We start from the raw sequence: 14584 nt of genomic DNA, 5'->3' as shown, positions 1-14584 counted from the left end.
GTCCGCGGAAAGACTCTGGATTGCTTCGCTGCGCTCGCAATGACGAGGTTAAAGCTGGGCTCAATGCCCGTGCTCGTGCCCGTGCTCCGGCAACGTCACCCCGAACACCTTCACCAGATCCGCCACCTGCTCCGGCGAGAGATACCGCGGGTTCATCCCGCGCAGCAGCAGATAGAGCTTCGCCGTCTCCTCCAGCTCCTCGGTCGCGAACACCGCCGCTTCCAGCGTCTCGCCGGCGACGACCGGGCCGTGATTGGCGAGCAGCACGGATGAATATTTTCCGGCCAGCCCCTTGATCGCATCCGCGACCGCGGGATCGCCAGGGCGGTAATAGGGCACGAGCGCGGTGGCGCCGCATTTCATCAGATAATAGGCCGTCATCGGCGGCAGCGCGGCGTGCGGGTCGATCTCGGGCAGCATCGAGAGCGCGACCGAATGGGTGGAGTGCAGATGCACGATCGCCCGAGCACTTCCGCGCGTATCGTAGAGCGCGGTGTGCAGCGGAACTTCCTTGGTCGGCGCATCGCCGGACATGAGCCGGCCCTGATCGTCCAGCCGCGACAGTTTTGCAGGATCGAGGAAGCCGAGCGAGGCGTTGGTTGGCGTCACCAGCCAGCCGCCGCTATCCAGCCTGACACTGATATTGCCGGAGGAGCCCGGCGTCAGCCCGCGCTCGAACAGGGACCGTCCGAAGCGGCAGATATCCTCACGCAGCCTTGTCTCGTTGCTCGTTTCAGTTTTCATGGCCGTCATGCTCGCTTGTCTCACGCTTTGGCAGCGCGGCCAAGCCGTGTTATTCGAGATCACGAGCCGCCGCAAAGGCGGCCGTCCGGGAAACGTTCGCAAGGGTTAGTTGCATGTCCGCCTCCACGTCACAAAATCAGCGCATCGCGGTCATCGGGCTCGGCTCGATGGGGTACGGCATGGCGACCTCGCTGAAGCGCGCCGGCCATACGGTCACCGGCTGCGACGTTTCGGCTGATGCGGTGGCGCGTTTTGTCAAAGACGGCGGCGCCGGCGCCACAACGCCGGCCGAGGCGGCCAAGGGCGCGGACATCGTCGTCAGCGTCGTCGTCAACGCTGCGCAGACCGAGGCGATCCTGTTCGGCAAGGAGGGCGTGGCCGAGACCCTGCCGAAGGACAGCGTCTTCATCTCCTCCGCGACCATGGATCCCGACGTGGCCCGGCGCCTGGCAAAACAGCTGGAAGCGACCGGCCGAAATTACCTGGATGCGCCGATCTCCGGCGGCGCACAGCGCGCCGCGCAAGGCGAGCTGACGATCCTTGCCTCGGGCAGTCCGGCCGCGTTCGCCAAGGCGCGTCCGGCGCTCGATGCCATGGCAGCAAAGCTCTACGAGCTCGGCGATGCCGCTGGCCAGGGCGCCGCGTTCAAGATGATCAACCAGCTGCTGGCCGGCGTGCATATCGCTGCCGCAAGCGAAGCGATCGCGTTCGCCGCCAAGCAGGGCCTCGACATCCGCAAGGTCTATGAGGTGATCACGGCGTCCGCCGGCAATTCGTGGATGTTCGAGAACCGCATGCCGCACGTGCTCGACGGCGACTACACGCCGCGCAGCGCGGTCGAGATCTTCGTCAAGGATCTCGGCATCATCCAGGACATGGCGCGCAGCGCCAGATTCCCGGTGCCGGTTTCCGCCGCGGCCCTCCAGATGTTCCTGATGACATCAGCCGCCGGCATGGGGCGCGACGACGATGCGTCGGTGGCGCGAATGTATGCGCAGGTCACCGGCGTAAAACTTCCCGGTGACAAGTAGAAGAGGATTCCAATGCCCCGTTTCGCCGCCAACCTCTCGATGATGTTCACCGAGGTGCCGTTCCTCGATCGGTTCGACGCCGCAGCGGCAGCCGGCTTCACCGCGGTCGAGTTTCTCTTTCCCTATGAGCATCCGGTCGAGGCGATCGGCGAGCGGCTCAAGCGCAACGGCCTGACACAGGCGCTGTTCAACCTGCCGCCGGGCGACTGGAATGCCGGCGAGAAAGGTTTTGCCGCACTGCCGGCGCGCTTTGCCGACCTCAAGGCGAGCCTGGAGACGGCGCTGCCTTACGCCAAAGCGACCGGCGTCAAGCGGCTGCATTTGATGGCGGGCATCGCCAACCGTGGCGAACGCGTGGCGATCGAGGCCTTCTACAAATCGGTGACGTGGGCTGCGGAATTCTTCGCGCCGCATGGCATCGACATCGTGCTCGAGCCGATCAACGCTCGCAACGTCCCAGGTTACTTCCTCAACGATTTCGGCTTCGCGCGCGATTTGATCCAGGAGTTGAGGCTTCCCAATTTGAAGCTCCAATTCGACATCTATCATTGCGGGATCATCCATGGCGACGTCACCATGCGGCTGCGCGAGATGATGCCGATCATCGGTCACATCCAGATCGCCAGCATTCCCTCGCGCAACGAGCCCGATGGCGAGGAGCTCAATTATCCGTTCCTGTTCGATGAGCTCGACCGGCTCGGCTATGCCGGATTCGTCGGCTGCGAATACAATCCGCGCGGCAACACCACCGATGGCCTGGCCTGGTTCAAGCCCTATGCGGGGGTGAAGTCGTGACACTTGCGCTGGGTTGCATCGCCGATGACTATACCGGCGCCTCCGATCTCGCCAACACGCTCACGCGCGCGGGTTTACGCACGGTGCAGACCATCGGCGTGCCCGCCGACGATCTGAATTTGCCGGAAGTGGACGCCGTCGTGGTGTCGCTGAAGAGCCGCTCGATCGAGGCGGGGCTTGCGGTGTCGCGCTCGCGCGCGGCCGAGAAATGGCTGCGCGGGCGCGGCGCGAGCCACGTGCTGTTCAAGATCTGCTCGACCTTCGATTCCACCGACGCGGGCAATATCGGGCCGGTGATGGATGCGCTGCGCGCCGATTGCGGCGAGGCGGTCGTGCTGGTGACGCCGGCATTTCCCGAAACCGGCCGGACGGTCTACCAGGGCAATCTGTTTGTCGGTGCCGTGCCGCTGAACGAGAGCCCTTTGAAGGATCATCCGCTCAACCCGATGCATGATTCCAATCTGGTGCGCGTGCTGGCGCGCCAGAGCAAGACGCAGATCGGTCTCGTCGATCTCGCGACCCTCGCGCGCGGGGCGGAGGCCGTGCACGCCCGGCTTGCCGAACTATCAGGCAAGGGTATCGGCGCCGCCATCATCGACGCCGTGTTCGACCGCGACCTCGAGACCATCGGCCTCGTCGCCGCAGAGCACCGGCTGTCGGTCGGCGCCTCCGGTATCGGCCTCGGGCTCGCCCGCGCGCTGGTGTCGACCGGCAAGGTCAAATCGGCCACCACAAGCAGCGACCATCGGGCCGCCGTCGGTGGACAGGTGGCGTGCCTCGCCGGAAGCTGCTCGCAAGCCACCTTGCAGCAGATCGCCAATGCCGAACGGGTCATGCCGGTGCTCCGTCTCGACCCTGACCGTATTCTTACGGGCGCGAACGAAACGCAGCGTGCGCTGGACTGGGCGAAGGAGCGGTTGGCCCAGGGGCCCGTGCTGATTGCATCGAGCGCGACGCCGGCTGACGTTGCTGCGCTCCAGGCGCGTCACGGCCGCGACGCCGCAGGGCACGCCATCGAGCAGACGATGGCCGACATCGCCGAAAGCCTTGTGAAAGCAGGGGTGCGGCGCTTGATCGTCGCCGGCGGCGAGACCTCTGGCGCCGTGGTCGATCGGTTGAAGATTCCCGGATTTCTCGTTGGAGTGGAGATCGCTGCGGGTGTCCCCGTGCTGCGCGCTGTCGGTGCTGAAAAAGCCGGCATGTTGCTCGCTCTCAAGTCCGGAAATTTCGGTGGAGCGCAGTTTTTTTCGGATGCGATCGGGCTCATGCGCTGAGCGCAGGGCATTCTTATCCCCCTGTTCATCTCTTTCGGGTTCCTTACCCGTGAGGAATCAGAGTTCACATCTGCTCAGATGCTTTGTTGGTGATGTCGGCACTGCTCCCCTCGGTTGATTGGTAAATTCCCGGACGCGACCGCGCCCAGCAAAGAGATCCGATTATGTTCGCCTCCCTCTCCATCCGCGCCAAGATCATCAGTGTCGTGGCGTTCCTGCTGGTCGCGATGACCGGCATGGGCCTGCTCGCCGTCATGAAGATGCGGTCGATCAACGCGAACACGGTCGATATCACCACGAACTGGATGCCCAGCGTGCGGGTGATCGGCGATCTGCGCGCCGGCGTCATCACCTACCGCAACGTCATCCGCGAGCATATGCTGGCGGAAACGCTGGAGGAGAAGCTCGCGGCGGAGAAGACCCTCGCGACGGTGATCGAGGCCAATACCAAATTCCGCAAGGCATACGAGGCGATGATTACCTCGCCCGAGGAGCGCGCGCTTTACAGCCAGTGGTCCAAGATCTGGGAGGACTACAAGAAGGGCACCCAGGAAGTCATGGCGTTATCGCGCAAGGAGGCCGGCAAGATTCCGCACGAGGCGCACGAGTTGAACACCAAGACAGTCAACAAGATCGGGCTTGAGGCCGACGCGATTCTGGCCAAGGACATCGAGCTGAACACCACGGGCGGCGATCAGGCCTCCGCCGATGCCTCCGACACCTATTACTACGCCTTCGTACTCGTCGCGATCATCCTCGGCGCCGCCGTCGTCATTGGCATTGGCGTCGGCTTCTATCTCGTCCAGGACGTCTCCAGCGGCATCAACTCCATCATCCAGCCGATGCAGGCGCTCGGCAAAGGCGACCTTTCCGCCGAGGTCCCGCACCGTGGCGAGAAGACCGAGATCGGCGCCATGGCCGACGTGCTCCAGGTCTTCAAGGAAGCGCTGATCGCCAAGAAGGCTGCCGACGAGGCTGCTGCGGCCGACGCCGAAGCCAAGATCGAGCGCGGCCGCCGCGTCGACAATGTCACCCGCGAATTCGAAACGATGATCGGCGAGATCGTCCAGACCGTGTCGTCGGCCTCAACCCAGCTCGAATCCTCCGCCTCGACCCTGACTTCGACCGCCGATCGTTCGCAGCGGCTGGCGACCACTGTTGCCGCCGCTTCGGAAGAGGCTTCCACCAACGTCCAGTCGGTGGCTTCGGCGACGGAAGAGATGGCCTCCTCGGTCGGCGAGATCAGCCGTCAGGTGCAGGAATCGGCGCGGATGGCGGGTGACGCCGTCGGCCAGGCCCGTGCCACCACCGAGCGCGTCAGCGAGCTGTCGAAAGCCGCTTCGCGCATCGGCGACGTCGTCGAGCTCATCAACACCATCGCCGGCCAGACCAACCTGCTGGCGCTGAACGCCACCATCGAGGCGGCGCGCGCCGGTGAAGCCGGCCGCGGTTTCGCGGTGGTCGCCTCCGAAGTGAAGGCACTGGCCGAGCAGACCGCGAAGGCGACCGGCGAGATCGGCCAGCAGATCTCCGGCATCCAGGCGGCGACCAACGACTCGGTCGGCGCGATCAAGGAGATCTCCTCGACCATCGAGCGGCTCTCGGAAATCTCCTCCGCCATCGCCGCCGCGGTGGAAGAGCAGGGTGCTGCGACCCAGGAAATCGCCCGCAACGTCCAGCAGGCGGCGCAGGGCACCCAGCAGGTCTCGTCCAACATCACCGACGTGCAGCGCGGCGCCACCGAAACCGGCACAGCCTCCTCGCAAGTACTCTCGGCGGCGCAGATGCTGTCGAACGACTCGACCCGGTTGAAAACCGAGGTCAGCAAGTTCCTGACCAACGTTCGGGCGGCGTAGACCTCAAGACGATGTCAGTTCTGAAAGCGGTGCCTCCGGGCGCCGCTTTTTTGCGTGGTTGAAGGCCCTCGCTGTAATCTTTCGACGAGAGCATATCTGGAATGCGATTTCGCTGTGCGATAGCAGGGAATTGACCGCGCGTGACATGCTGTCGTTGGCCATTTCGGCGGTGTTCGGGTAAATCAGCCGAGGAACCGGTGGGGCGTGTTCCTTGTCCCCCGTATTTGGACTTGTCCCCCGTATTTGGAATTGCCTGACGAATGATTGCTCTGGTCCGTATTGCCCTGAGCCGGCCCTATACGTTTGTCGTGCTGGCGCTCCTGCTTCTGATCATTGGACCGCTCGCGGCGCTGCGGACGCCGACCGACATCTTTCCGGACATCCGCATCCCCGTGATCGGCGTGGTCTGGCAGTACACCGGCCTGCCGCCCGATCAGATGTCCGGTCGCATCACCACGCCGTTCCAGCGGGCGCTGACGACGACCGTCAACGACATCGAGCACATCACCGCCAATTCCTATAACGGCTTTGGCATCATCAAGATCTTCTTCCAGCCCAATGTCGACATCCGCACCGCCAATGCGCAGGTCACCGCGATCTCGCAGACGCTGATCAAGCAGATGCCGCCGGGCGCGACGCCGCCCTTGATCCTGAACTACTCCGCCTCGACCGTCCCGATCATCCAGGTGGCGCTGTCGGGCGACGGCCTGACCGAGCAGAACCTCGCCGACATCGGCATCAACCAGCTCCGCACGCCGCTCGTCACCGTGCCCGGTGCGGCGATCCCGTACCCGTTCGGCGGCAAGCAGCGCCAGGTCCAGATCGACCTCGACCCGACCGCGCTTCAGGCCCGCGGCCTTTCGGGCCAGGACGTCGCCAATACGCTCGCAGCCCAAAACCTGATCACGCCGGTCGGCACCCAGAAGATCGGCCAGTTCGAGTACAGCATCCAGCTCAACAACTCGCCGCTCAAGATCGACGAGCTCGGCAATCTGCCGATCAAGACCGTCAACGGCGCGATGGTCTATGTGCGCGACGTCGCCACCGTGCGCGACGGCAATCCGCCGCAGACCAACATCGTCCACGTCGACGGCAACCGCTCGGTGCTGATGATGGTGCTGAAGGCGGGCGCGACCTCGACGCTCGATATCATCGCCGGCATCAAGCAGAAGGTCATCGACGTCAAGGATCAGTTGCCGGATGCGCTGAAGATCGGCTTCATCGGCGACCAGTCGGTGTTCGTCCGCGGCGCGATTCAAGGCGTCGCCTTCGAAGGCGTGATCGCGGCGCTGCTCACCAGCGTCATGATCCTGCTGTTCCTCGGCAGCTGGCGCTCGACCCTCATCATCGCGGTCTCGATCCCGCTGTCCGTGCTCGGTGCCATCGTCATGCTCTCGGCGATCGGCGAGACGCTCAATATCATGACGCTCGGCGGCCTTGCGCTCGCGGTCGGCATCCTGGTCGACGACGCCACGGTAACCATCGAGAATATCAATTATCATCTCGAGCAGGGCAAGCCGGTCGAGCAGTCGATCCTCGACGGCGCCAACCAGATCGTGACGCCGGCCTTCGTCTCGCTGCTCTGTATCTGCATCGTGTTCGTGCCGATGTTCTTCCTCACCGGCGTCGCGCGCTTCCTGTTCGTGCCGATGGCTGAAGCGGTGATGTTCGCGATGATCTGGTCGTTCATCCTGTCGCGCACGCTGGTGCCGACCATGGCTAACTATCTGCTGCATGCGCACGTCCATCATGAGGGCGAGCCACCGAAGTCGCGCAATCCCTTCGTCTGGTTCCAGCGCGGATTCGAGGCGCGGTTCGAGCGTATTCGCGGCGGTTACCGCGGTCTGCTCGGCATGGCGCTGGCGCATCGCGCGGTGTTCGTGATCGGCTTCCTCTGCGTGGTCGGTGCGTCCTTCGCGCTGGTGCCGTTCTTGGGGCGCAATTTCTTCCCCGCCGTCGATGCCGGCAACATCCTGATGCATGTGCGCACCCAGGTCGGCACTCGCGTCGAGGAGGCCGCCAACCAGCTCGCGGATGTGCAGAAGGCGGTGCGCAAGCTGATTCCGGGCGAGATCGAGACCATGACCGACAACATCGGCATGCCGATCTCCGGTATCAACATGACCTACAACAACACTGGCGTGATCGGTCCGCAGGACGGCGACATCCAGATCAAGCTGAAGGAAGGTCACAAGCCGACCGCGGAACATGTGCGGGTGCTGCGCGAGCAGTTGCCGCGGCTGTTCCCGGGCGTAAGCTTCGCCTTCCTGCCGGCCGACATCGTCAGCCAGATCCTGAATTTCGGTGCGCCGGCGCCGATTGATCTCCAGATCCGCGGCGCCAATCTCGACGGCAACTTTGCCTACGCCAACAAGTTGCTCGCCAGGGTTCGCCGGATTCCAGGCATTGCCGATGCACGCATCCAGCAATCACCGAACCTGCCGACCTTCAACATCGATGTCGATCGCACCCGCGCGCAATATGTCGGCCTGACCGAGCGCGACGTCACCAACAGCCTCGTGGTCAATCTCGCCGGCTCCTCACAGGTCGCGCCGACCTATTATCTCAACCCGGACAACGGCGTGTCCTACTCGATCGTGATGCAGACGCCGCAATACCAGATCGATTCGCTCAGCGCGTTGCAGACGCTGCCAATCACCGCGGCCGGCGCCTCGCAGTCGCCGATCCTCGGCGGCATCGCCGACATCAAGCGTGCAACCTCGAGCGCGGTGGTGTCGCAGTACGACATTCAAAACCTCGTGCAGATCTTTGCCACGACGTCGGGCCGCGATCTCGGCGCGGTCGCAACCGACATCCGCCAGGCCATCGCCGACACCGCCAAGGAGGTGCCGAAGGGCTCCTCCGTGGCGTTGCTTGGTCAGGTGCAGACCATGAACAGCGCCTTCACCGGCCTTCTGTTCGGCCTGCTCGGCGCCGTCGTGCTGATCTACTTCTTGATCGTCGTGAACTTCCAGTCCTGGTCCGATCCGTTCGTGATCATCACGGCGCTGCCGGCAGCGCTTGCCGGCATCATCTGGATGCTGTTCACGACCCAGACCACGCTGTCCGTGCCGGCGCTGACCGGCGCGATCATGTGCATGGGCGTGGCCACCGCCAACAGCGTGCTGGTGATCTCCTTCGCCCGCGAGCGCTATGAGGAGCTCGGCGATCCCATTGCGGCCGCGCTGGAAGCCGGCTTCGTCCGGTTCCGCCCGGTGCTGATGACTGCGCTTGCCATGATCATCGGCATGGCGCCGATGGCGCTCGGGCTGGGCGAGGGCGGCGAGCAGAATGCGCCGCTTGGCCGCGCCGTGATCGGCGGCCTGATCTTTGCAACCTTCGCAACGCTGATCTTTGTTCCCGTGGTGTTCAGTATGGTACACAAGAAACAAGGCGCCAAAGCCGCCGCCCGATCGGAGACTCCGCATGTCGCCCACTGAACCCCGCTCCCCGGTGTCGCACCGGAAACTGGGCATTTTCGGCGTGGTGGCGCTGATTGCGGCAGGCCTCGTGGTTGGCACCGGCATCCGGGCCCGCGAGGAGCAAGGCTCCAAGCTGAAGGAATGGACCGACGACCAGGCCGTTCCCAGCGTTGCGGTGACGCTGCCAAACGCCAAGGCGCTCAATTCCACCATCGATCTGCCGGGCCGGCTCGAGGCCTATTACCGCGCTCCGATCTTCGCGCGCGTCTCCGGCTATCTCAAAAGCTGGAGCGCGGACATCGGCGCCCGCGTCAAGGCCGGCCAGGTGATCGCCGAGATCGAGGCGCCAGACCTCGACCAGCAGCTCCTGCAGGCCCGCGCCGACCTCGCCAGCCAGCAAGCCAGCGCCAGGCTGTCGGAAGCAACCCTGAACCGGCGCAAAACGCTGGTCGCCTCCAACTTCGTCTCGGCGCAGGAAATCGACGAGCGCACCGCCGATCTCTCCAACAAGAATGCCGCGGTCCATTCCGGCCAGGCCAATGTCGAGCGTCTCGAGGCGCTGGCCGGCTACAAGAAGATTACGGTGCCATTCGATGGCGTGGTCACGGCGCGCGACACCGACGTTGGCGCGCTGATCAACGCGGGCGGCGGCTCGGGGCCGGCGATGTTCGTGGTCTCCGACATCACCAAGCTGCGCGTCTACGTCAACGTTCCCCAGAACTACGTGCCGGCGATCAAGATCGGCGCAAAGGCCTCCATCGTGATGCCGGAATATCCGAACCGGACCTTCCAGGCGACGGTGGAAGCTTCTTCCCAGGCCGTCGACGTCGCATCGGGCACCACGCGGATGCAGCTTGGGCTGGACAATTCCAACGGCGAGCTGATGCCCGGCGGCTATGCGAGCGTGAAGCTCAACCTCCAGCGCGACACCGCGCCGCTCAGCATTCCCGCCAGCGCCCTGATCTTCAACGGCAGCGGCCTGCGTGTTGCGACCGTCGGTGCGGACGAGAAGGTGCAGTTCAAGACCGTGACCATCGCCCGTGATCTCGGCAAGGAGATTGAGCTAGCCTCGGGCATCACACCGGACGACCGTGTCATCACTGCCCCGCCGGACGGTTTGTCTGATGGCGATGCGGTTCGCGTCGTTGGTGCCGGCGGCAAGCCGGCAACTGCGTCGGAAAAGCAGGCGCCGAAGGGCTAGTTAAGGGCGGTCTCGTGCCCCGGACGCAGCGCAGCACGAAGTGGTGCGCTGCTGAGCCGGGGCCCATCTCTCCTCAAAGTACCGTGTTGCTTTATGGGTTCCCGGCTCAGCGGAGCGGCATTGCATGCCGCACCGCGTCCGGGACACGAGAGCTAGCTACGCCACCCGCCACTCCGGTGTGCCATCGGCTGCCAGGGTGATCTCGCCAATTGAGCCGACCGGCGTCTTATCCATGTTCAATAGATGCGCCAGAGTCGCACAATCGCTGGCGGGAATCCGCGCCAGCGTGCGTCGGTCATCCGCCGTGCGCAACATCACCACACCGTGCTCGGCATCGCCGCCACGGCCGTAGAGCACGGTAAAGCTTTCCACCGTGCCTTTCCCGCTTGCCTCCGCGACGAACTCCGGCACCGCACGCTTGTTGCGGTCGGCCTCGCCTTGCACGCTGGTCTCCTGCGCCAGCGTTTCGCGCGGCGACGTCTTTGACACCACCAGAGCATGATGCTTGGTGACGAAGCCGCCCTGGCCGTAGAGCAGGCCGAGCTTGTCGCCGTCGCGCAGGCGCCGCACCATCGCGCAGGCTGCATGCGTCATGTAGGTGTTGAGCGGCGCGCCGAAGAAGGTGAGCCCGCCGGTTACCGTGGGCTGCACGTCGGCGCCCAGCCCCAGCGTCCGCCGCGCCATCTTCGGCACGCAAGGGAAGCAGCTGTACAGCTCGATCGCGTCGAAATTTTTACCGTCGCCGCCGGCGATGTCCATCACGGCCGTCAGGACCGCGTTCTGCGGATGGCTCTCGTAAAACTGGTCGCGCACCAGATAGTCGGGCGGCTCCTCGGCAGACGCGCCGCCGAGCGGGTAGACCAGCTTGTCCTCAGCAATGCCAGCCGCACGCGCCCTGGCAAGGCTGGTGAGCAACAGCGCGCCGCCCATGTTAACGCTTGGATTGGCGACCATCAGCTTGTTGTAGGGCCAGGCGATCAGCCGGTTGTCCGCGGTCGGCGTCGTGATCTCCTCGGGCGCATAGCGCCGCTTCAGCCACGAATTGGGATTTTGCGCGGCGGCCGCCGAATAGCGCGACCACAGCGTGCCTGATTCCGCCATCGCCTCGCGCGGCGTCTGGCGCCAATGTGCGGACGAAGCCGCTTCGTAGAACGGGTAAACCGTGACGGGCCGGAACACGCCGAGCTTGATAGCCAGCGGTTTCTGAAACGCGGCGCCGCGTTTCGGCTCCTCGACATCGTGGGCGAACGGCGTCCATGGCAGCTTGACGCCGGCGCGCTCGGCCTTGGTTGCCGTCGATTGCGCTTCCGCGCCGCAGACCGCGGCGACGGTACATTCGCCGCGCGCGATGCGCTTGGCTGCCTCGTGAATGAAGCGGATCGGGCTCTCGCCGCCGACCGGACCGTAATAGCAATGCGCCGGCGAGACGCCGAGCCGTTGCGCAAGCAGCTTCTCCGGATCGCGATAGCGCCAGCTCAGGAAGTTGACGACGTCGAGCGATTGCACCTCACCGAGCAGCTTCGCGCCGGCGTCAGCTTCGGCGCGTCGCAGCGCCTGTTCGAGCAGATCGAGCGGCTCGAGGCCCTCGGCGATCTCCTTGGGGCGGTCGACGATCTCGCCGATGCCGACGATGACGGGGATTCGGTCTTCGTGAACAATGGTCTTTTCGGTCATGGCCTCAATTCACGATATCGATTGTTTTCGTCATTGCGAGCGTAGCGAAGCAATCCAGAATCTTTCCGCGATGACGGTCTGGATTGCTTCGCTACGCTCGCAATGACAGGTGGTTGTTACTCCGCCACCAGCGCATTCATGTGCTCGACGGCTTCGGCAAAATCTTCCTTGAACTCCTGCACCACGGCGCCGGCCGATTTCACGCTGTCGATCAGGCCGACGCCCTGGCCGACGAAATAGCTGACGAGGTCGCGCGCCCTAGCGTTGCCAGCGGCCGCGGCGCGGTCGATCGAGTTGAAGGCATCGCGGCTGATGATGCTTTGAAGCGGCATCGGCAGCGCGCCGGGGCTTTCCGGCGCGCGGTCCCAGGCATCGGTCCAGACCGAACGGAGCTGTCGCGCCGGCTTTCCGGTGCGGCCCTTCGAGCGGATTGCGTCACGCGACGACGCCGCGATCATCTTCTCGCGAAAGATTTCGCTGGTCTCGGACTCGACGGTAGCAAGCCACACCGAGCCGGTCCATGCGCCGGCGGCGCCCATCGCCATGCAGGCCGCCATCTGCCGTCCCGTCATGATGCCGCCGGCCGCCAGCACCGGCACATCGCGGACCTTCTTGATCGCCTTGATCACCTCGGGCACCAGCACCATGGTCGAGACCTCGCCGCAATGGCCGCCGGCTTCGGTGCCCTGCACCACGAGGATATCGACACCGGCCGCGACCTGGCGCAACGCGTGCTCCTTGGCGCCGACAAGGGCGGCCACGGGCACGTTGTGCTTCTTGCCCATCTCGATCATCGCTTTCGGGGGCACGCCCAGCGCGTTCGCGATCAGCCGGATCGGATGATTGAAGGAGACTTTTAGCAACTCCAGCGCGGTCTCGGCATCGAACGGCTGCGGCTCGTCGTCAGCCACATCGGTTGTCATCAGCTCGATGTCGTACTTCTTCAGCAGATCGCTGGTGTATTTGCGGTGCTCCTGCGGCACACGCGCTTCCAGGCTCTTCCAGGTGACGTCCTTCTCGCCCGCGGTCGAGATGTTCTCGGGGATCAGCACGTCGATGCCGTAGGGCTTGCCGTCGACGTGGTCGTCGATCCATTTCAGCTCGCGTTCGAGCGTATCCGGCGTATGCACGGTAGCACCTAACACGCCAAAGCCGCCGGCACGGCTGACGGCAGCAACGACATCGCGGCAATGGCTGAAGGCGAGCAGCGGAAACTCGATGCCCAGCATGTCGCAGATCGGCGATTTCATGGTCCTCTCCCGGCGGCCTTCACGTTGCTGTTGTTGTCTCTCGGGCGAAGGCCATCGAAGCTAGGCCATCGTCTTGCGCAATGCCAATCCGGATTTGGCAACGCATCTTGCGTGCACACGCCGTGTTGCGTGCCAGGCCGCACGCGGGGGGCTCGGCAGGGCGGCCTCCATTCCAGGCCTTCCTCGGCAAGGTCAAGCTGCATGACCCGGACGTGAGCTCCGCGCCTCGTGCAGAGCGGGCAGGGCTTGTCATCGGCCGTCAGCGGGCTAATTAATGCATGCGCATCTTTTCGCCGGAGCCCTCGCATGACCGATACCCCTTACGTGCCGCCAAAAGTCTGGACCTGGAACAAGGAGAATGGCGGCCAGTTCGCCAGCATCAATCGGCCGATTGCCGGGGCCACCCACGACAAGGAGCTGCCGGTCGGCAAGCATCCCTTCCAGCTCTATTCGCTGGCGACGCCGAACGGGGTGAAGGTGACGGTGATGCTGGAGGAGCTTCTGGCGCTCGGCCACAAGGGCGCCGAATACGACGCCTGGCTGATCAGAATAGGCAATGGCGACCAGTTCGGCAGCGGCTTTGTCGACATCAACCCGAACTCGAAAATCCCGGCGCTGATGGACCGCTCGGGTCCGGAGCCGATCCGGGTGTTCGAGTCCGGCTCGATCCTGTTCTATCTCGCCGAGAAGTTCGGTGCCTTCCTGCCGAAGGACATCAAGGTCCGCACCGAAGCCATGTCCTGGCTCTTCTGGCAGATGGGCAGCGCACCCTATCTCGGCGGCGGCTTCGGCCACTTCTACGCCTATGCGCCGTTCAAGATCGAATACGCCATCGATCGCTTTGCGATGGAGACCAAGCGCCAGCTCGACGTGCTCGACCGGCGCCTTGCCGATAACGAATATCTCGCGGGCAAGGACTACACCATCGCGGATATGGCGGTGTGGCCCTGGTACGGCGCGCTCGCAAAGGGGCTGGTCTACGGCGCCGGCGAGTTCCTGTCGGTGCAGGACTACAAGAACGTGCAGCGCTGGACCGACCAGATCGCAAAACGCCCCGCGGTGAAGCGCGGCCGCATGGTCAACCGCGTCTCAGGCGACCCCGCCAGCCAGCTTCACGAACGCCACGACGCGAGCGATTTCGAGACCAGGACCCAGGACAAGATCGGCGAAGTGGCTGCTGCGTCGTAGGGCGGTGCTCACTTCACCTCGCCCCGCTTGCGGGGAGAGGTCCGATTGCATCGAAGATGCAATCCGGATGAGGGGGAGTCTCCGCGAGTCCAATTGCCATCGTCCTCGCGGAGACTCCCCCTCATCCCGACCTTCTCCCCGCAAGCGGG

10 protein-coding genes are annotated in these 14584 nt (G+C 64.4%); 7 read left to right on the top strand and 3 right to left on the bottom strand.

What is annotated here, in order from left to right:
- Nucleotides 1–60: 60 nt before the first annotated feature.
- Nucleotides 61–753, bottom strand: a complete 693-nt coding sequence (gene otnC, locus FXB38_RS00825; RefSeq protein ID WP_187434586.1) for a 3-oxo-tetronate 4-phosphate decarboxylase — start codon at nt 751–753, stop codon at nt 61–63.
- On the opposite strand from otnC, the gene ltnD reads away from it, so the two are divergent.
- From ltnD to FXB38_RS00795, 6 genes are all read left to right on the top strand, one after another.
- Nucleotides 717–1775 (top strand): L-threonate dehydrogenase, encoded by a 1059-nt coding sequence (ltnD, locus tag FXB38_RS00820; protein ID WP_283812697.1) that lies wholly within the window; start codon nt 717–719, stop codon nt 1773–1775. The genes otnC and ltnD overlap by 37 nt on opposite strands.
- Before the next feature lie 12 nt (nt 1776–1787).
- Nucleotides 1788–2570 (top strand): 2-oxo-tetronate isomerase, encoded by a 783-nt coding sequence (otnI, locus tag FXB38_RS00815; protein ID WP_148748886.1) that lies wholly within the window; start codon nt 1788–1790, stop codon nt 2568–2570.
- Complete coding sequence (gene otnK, locus FXB38_RS00810; protein WP_148748885.1) at nt 2567–3844, top strand: 3-oxo-tetronate kinase; 1278 nt, start codon at nt 2567–2569, stop codon at nt 3842–3844. Before otnI ends, otnK begins: the two co-directional genes overlap by 4 nt.
- A 164-nt stretch (nt 3845–4008) precedes the next feature.
- Entirely contained in the window at nt 4009–5700 is a 1692-nt protein-coding gene (locus FXB38_RS00805) for a methyl-accepting chemotaxis protein (protein ID WP_148748884.1), read from the top strand.
- Nucleotides 5701–5960: 260 nt separating this feature from the next.
- A complete protein-coding gene (locus FXB38_RS00800; RefSeq protein WP_148748883.1) occupies nt 5961–9140 on the top strand; it encodes an efflux RND transporter permease subunit in 3180 nt (1059 codons plus the stop codon).
- Nucleotides 9127–10323, top strand: coding sequence for an efflux RND transporter periplasmic adaptor subunit (locus FXB38_RS00795; RefSeq protein ID WP_148748882.1), 1197 nt, complete (start codon nt 9127–9129; stop codon nt 10321–10323). Before FXB38_RS00800 ends, FXB38_RS00795 begins: the two co-directional genes overlap by 14 nt.
- Before the next feature lie 156 nt (nt 10324–10479).
- On the opposite strand, the gene FXB38_RS00790 is transcribed toward FXB38_RS00795, so the two are convergent.
- Together FXB38_RS00790 and FXB38_RS00785 are read right to left on the bottom strand one after the other, a co-directional pair.
- The gene (locus FXB38_RS00790) at nt 10480–11997 is read right to left on the bottom strand and encodes an acetyl-CoA acetyltransferase (protein WP_148748881.1); all 1518 of its coding nucleotides are present in this window, start codon (nt 11995–11997) and stop codon (nt 10480–10482) included.
- Nucleotides 11998–12113: 116 nt separating this feature from the next.
- Nucleotides 12114–13247 (bottom strand): nitronate monooxygenase, encoded by a 1134-nt coding sequence (locus FXB38_RS00785; protein ID WP_148748880.1) that lies wholly within the window; start codon nt 13245–13247, stop codon nt 12114–12116.
- A 306-nt stretch (nt 13248–13553) separates the two neighbouring features.
- On the opposite strand from FXB38_RS00785, the gene yghU reads away from it, so the two are divergent.
- The gene (yghU, locus tag FXB38_RS00780; RefSeq protein ID WP_148748879.1) at nt 13554–14435 is read left to right on the top strand and encodes a glutathione-dependent disulfide-bond oxidoreductase; all 882 of its coding nucleotides are present in this window, start codon (nt 13554–13556) and stop codon (nt 14433–14435) included.
- The last annotated feature ends 149 nt before the right edge of the window (nt 14436–14584 follow it).

This window comes from Bradyrhizobium cytisi (assembly GCF_008123515.1).
GTDB classification, from domain to species: domain Bacteria; phylum Pseudomonadota; class Alphaproteobacteria; order Rhizobiales; family Xanthobacteraceae; genus Bradyrhizobium; species Bradyrhizobium cytisi.
Note: the sequence above shows the minus strand (reverse complement) of the source record. Positions and strands in the feature narration are given on the sequence as shown.

Excerpts from the sequence above, each read along its gene's own strand:
- FXB38_RS00790 (WP_148748881.1), bottom strand. The coding sequence starts at position 11,997 with ATGACCGAAAAGACCATTGTTCACGAAGACCGAATCCCCGTCATCGTC.
- yghU (WP_148748879.1), top strand. The coding sequence starts at position 13,554 with ATGACCGATACCCCTTACGTGCCGCCAAAAGTCTGGACCTGGAACAAG.
- FXB38_RS00785 (WP_148748880.1), bottom strand. The coding sequence starts at position 13,247 with ATGAAATCGCCGATCTGCGACATGCTGGGCATCGAGTTTCCGCTGCTC.
- FXB38_RS00805 (WP_148748884.1), top strand. The coding sequence starts at position 4,009 with ATGTTCGCCTCCCTCTCCATCCGCGCCAAGATCATCAGTGTCGTGGCG.
- otnC (WP_187434586.1), bottom strand. The coding sequence starts at position 753 with ATGACGGCCATGAAAACTGAAACGAGCAACGAGACAAGGCTGCGTGAG.
- otnI (WP_148748886.1), top strand. The coding sequence starts at position 1,788 with ATGCCCCGTTTCGCCGCCAACCTCTCGATGATGTTCACCGAGGTGCCG.
- FXB38_RS00800 (WP_148748883.1), top strand. The coding sequence starts at position 5,961 with ATGATTGCTCTGGTCCGTATTGCCCTGAGCCGGCCCTATACGTTTGTC.
- FXB38_RS00795 (WP_148748882.1), top strand. The coding sequence starts at position 9,127 with ATGTCGCCCACTGAACCCCGCTCCCCGGTGTCGCACCGGAAACTGGGC.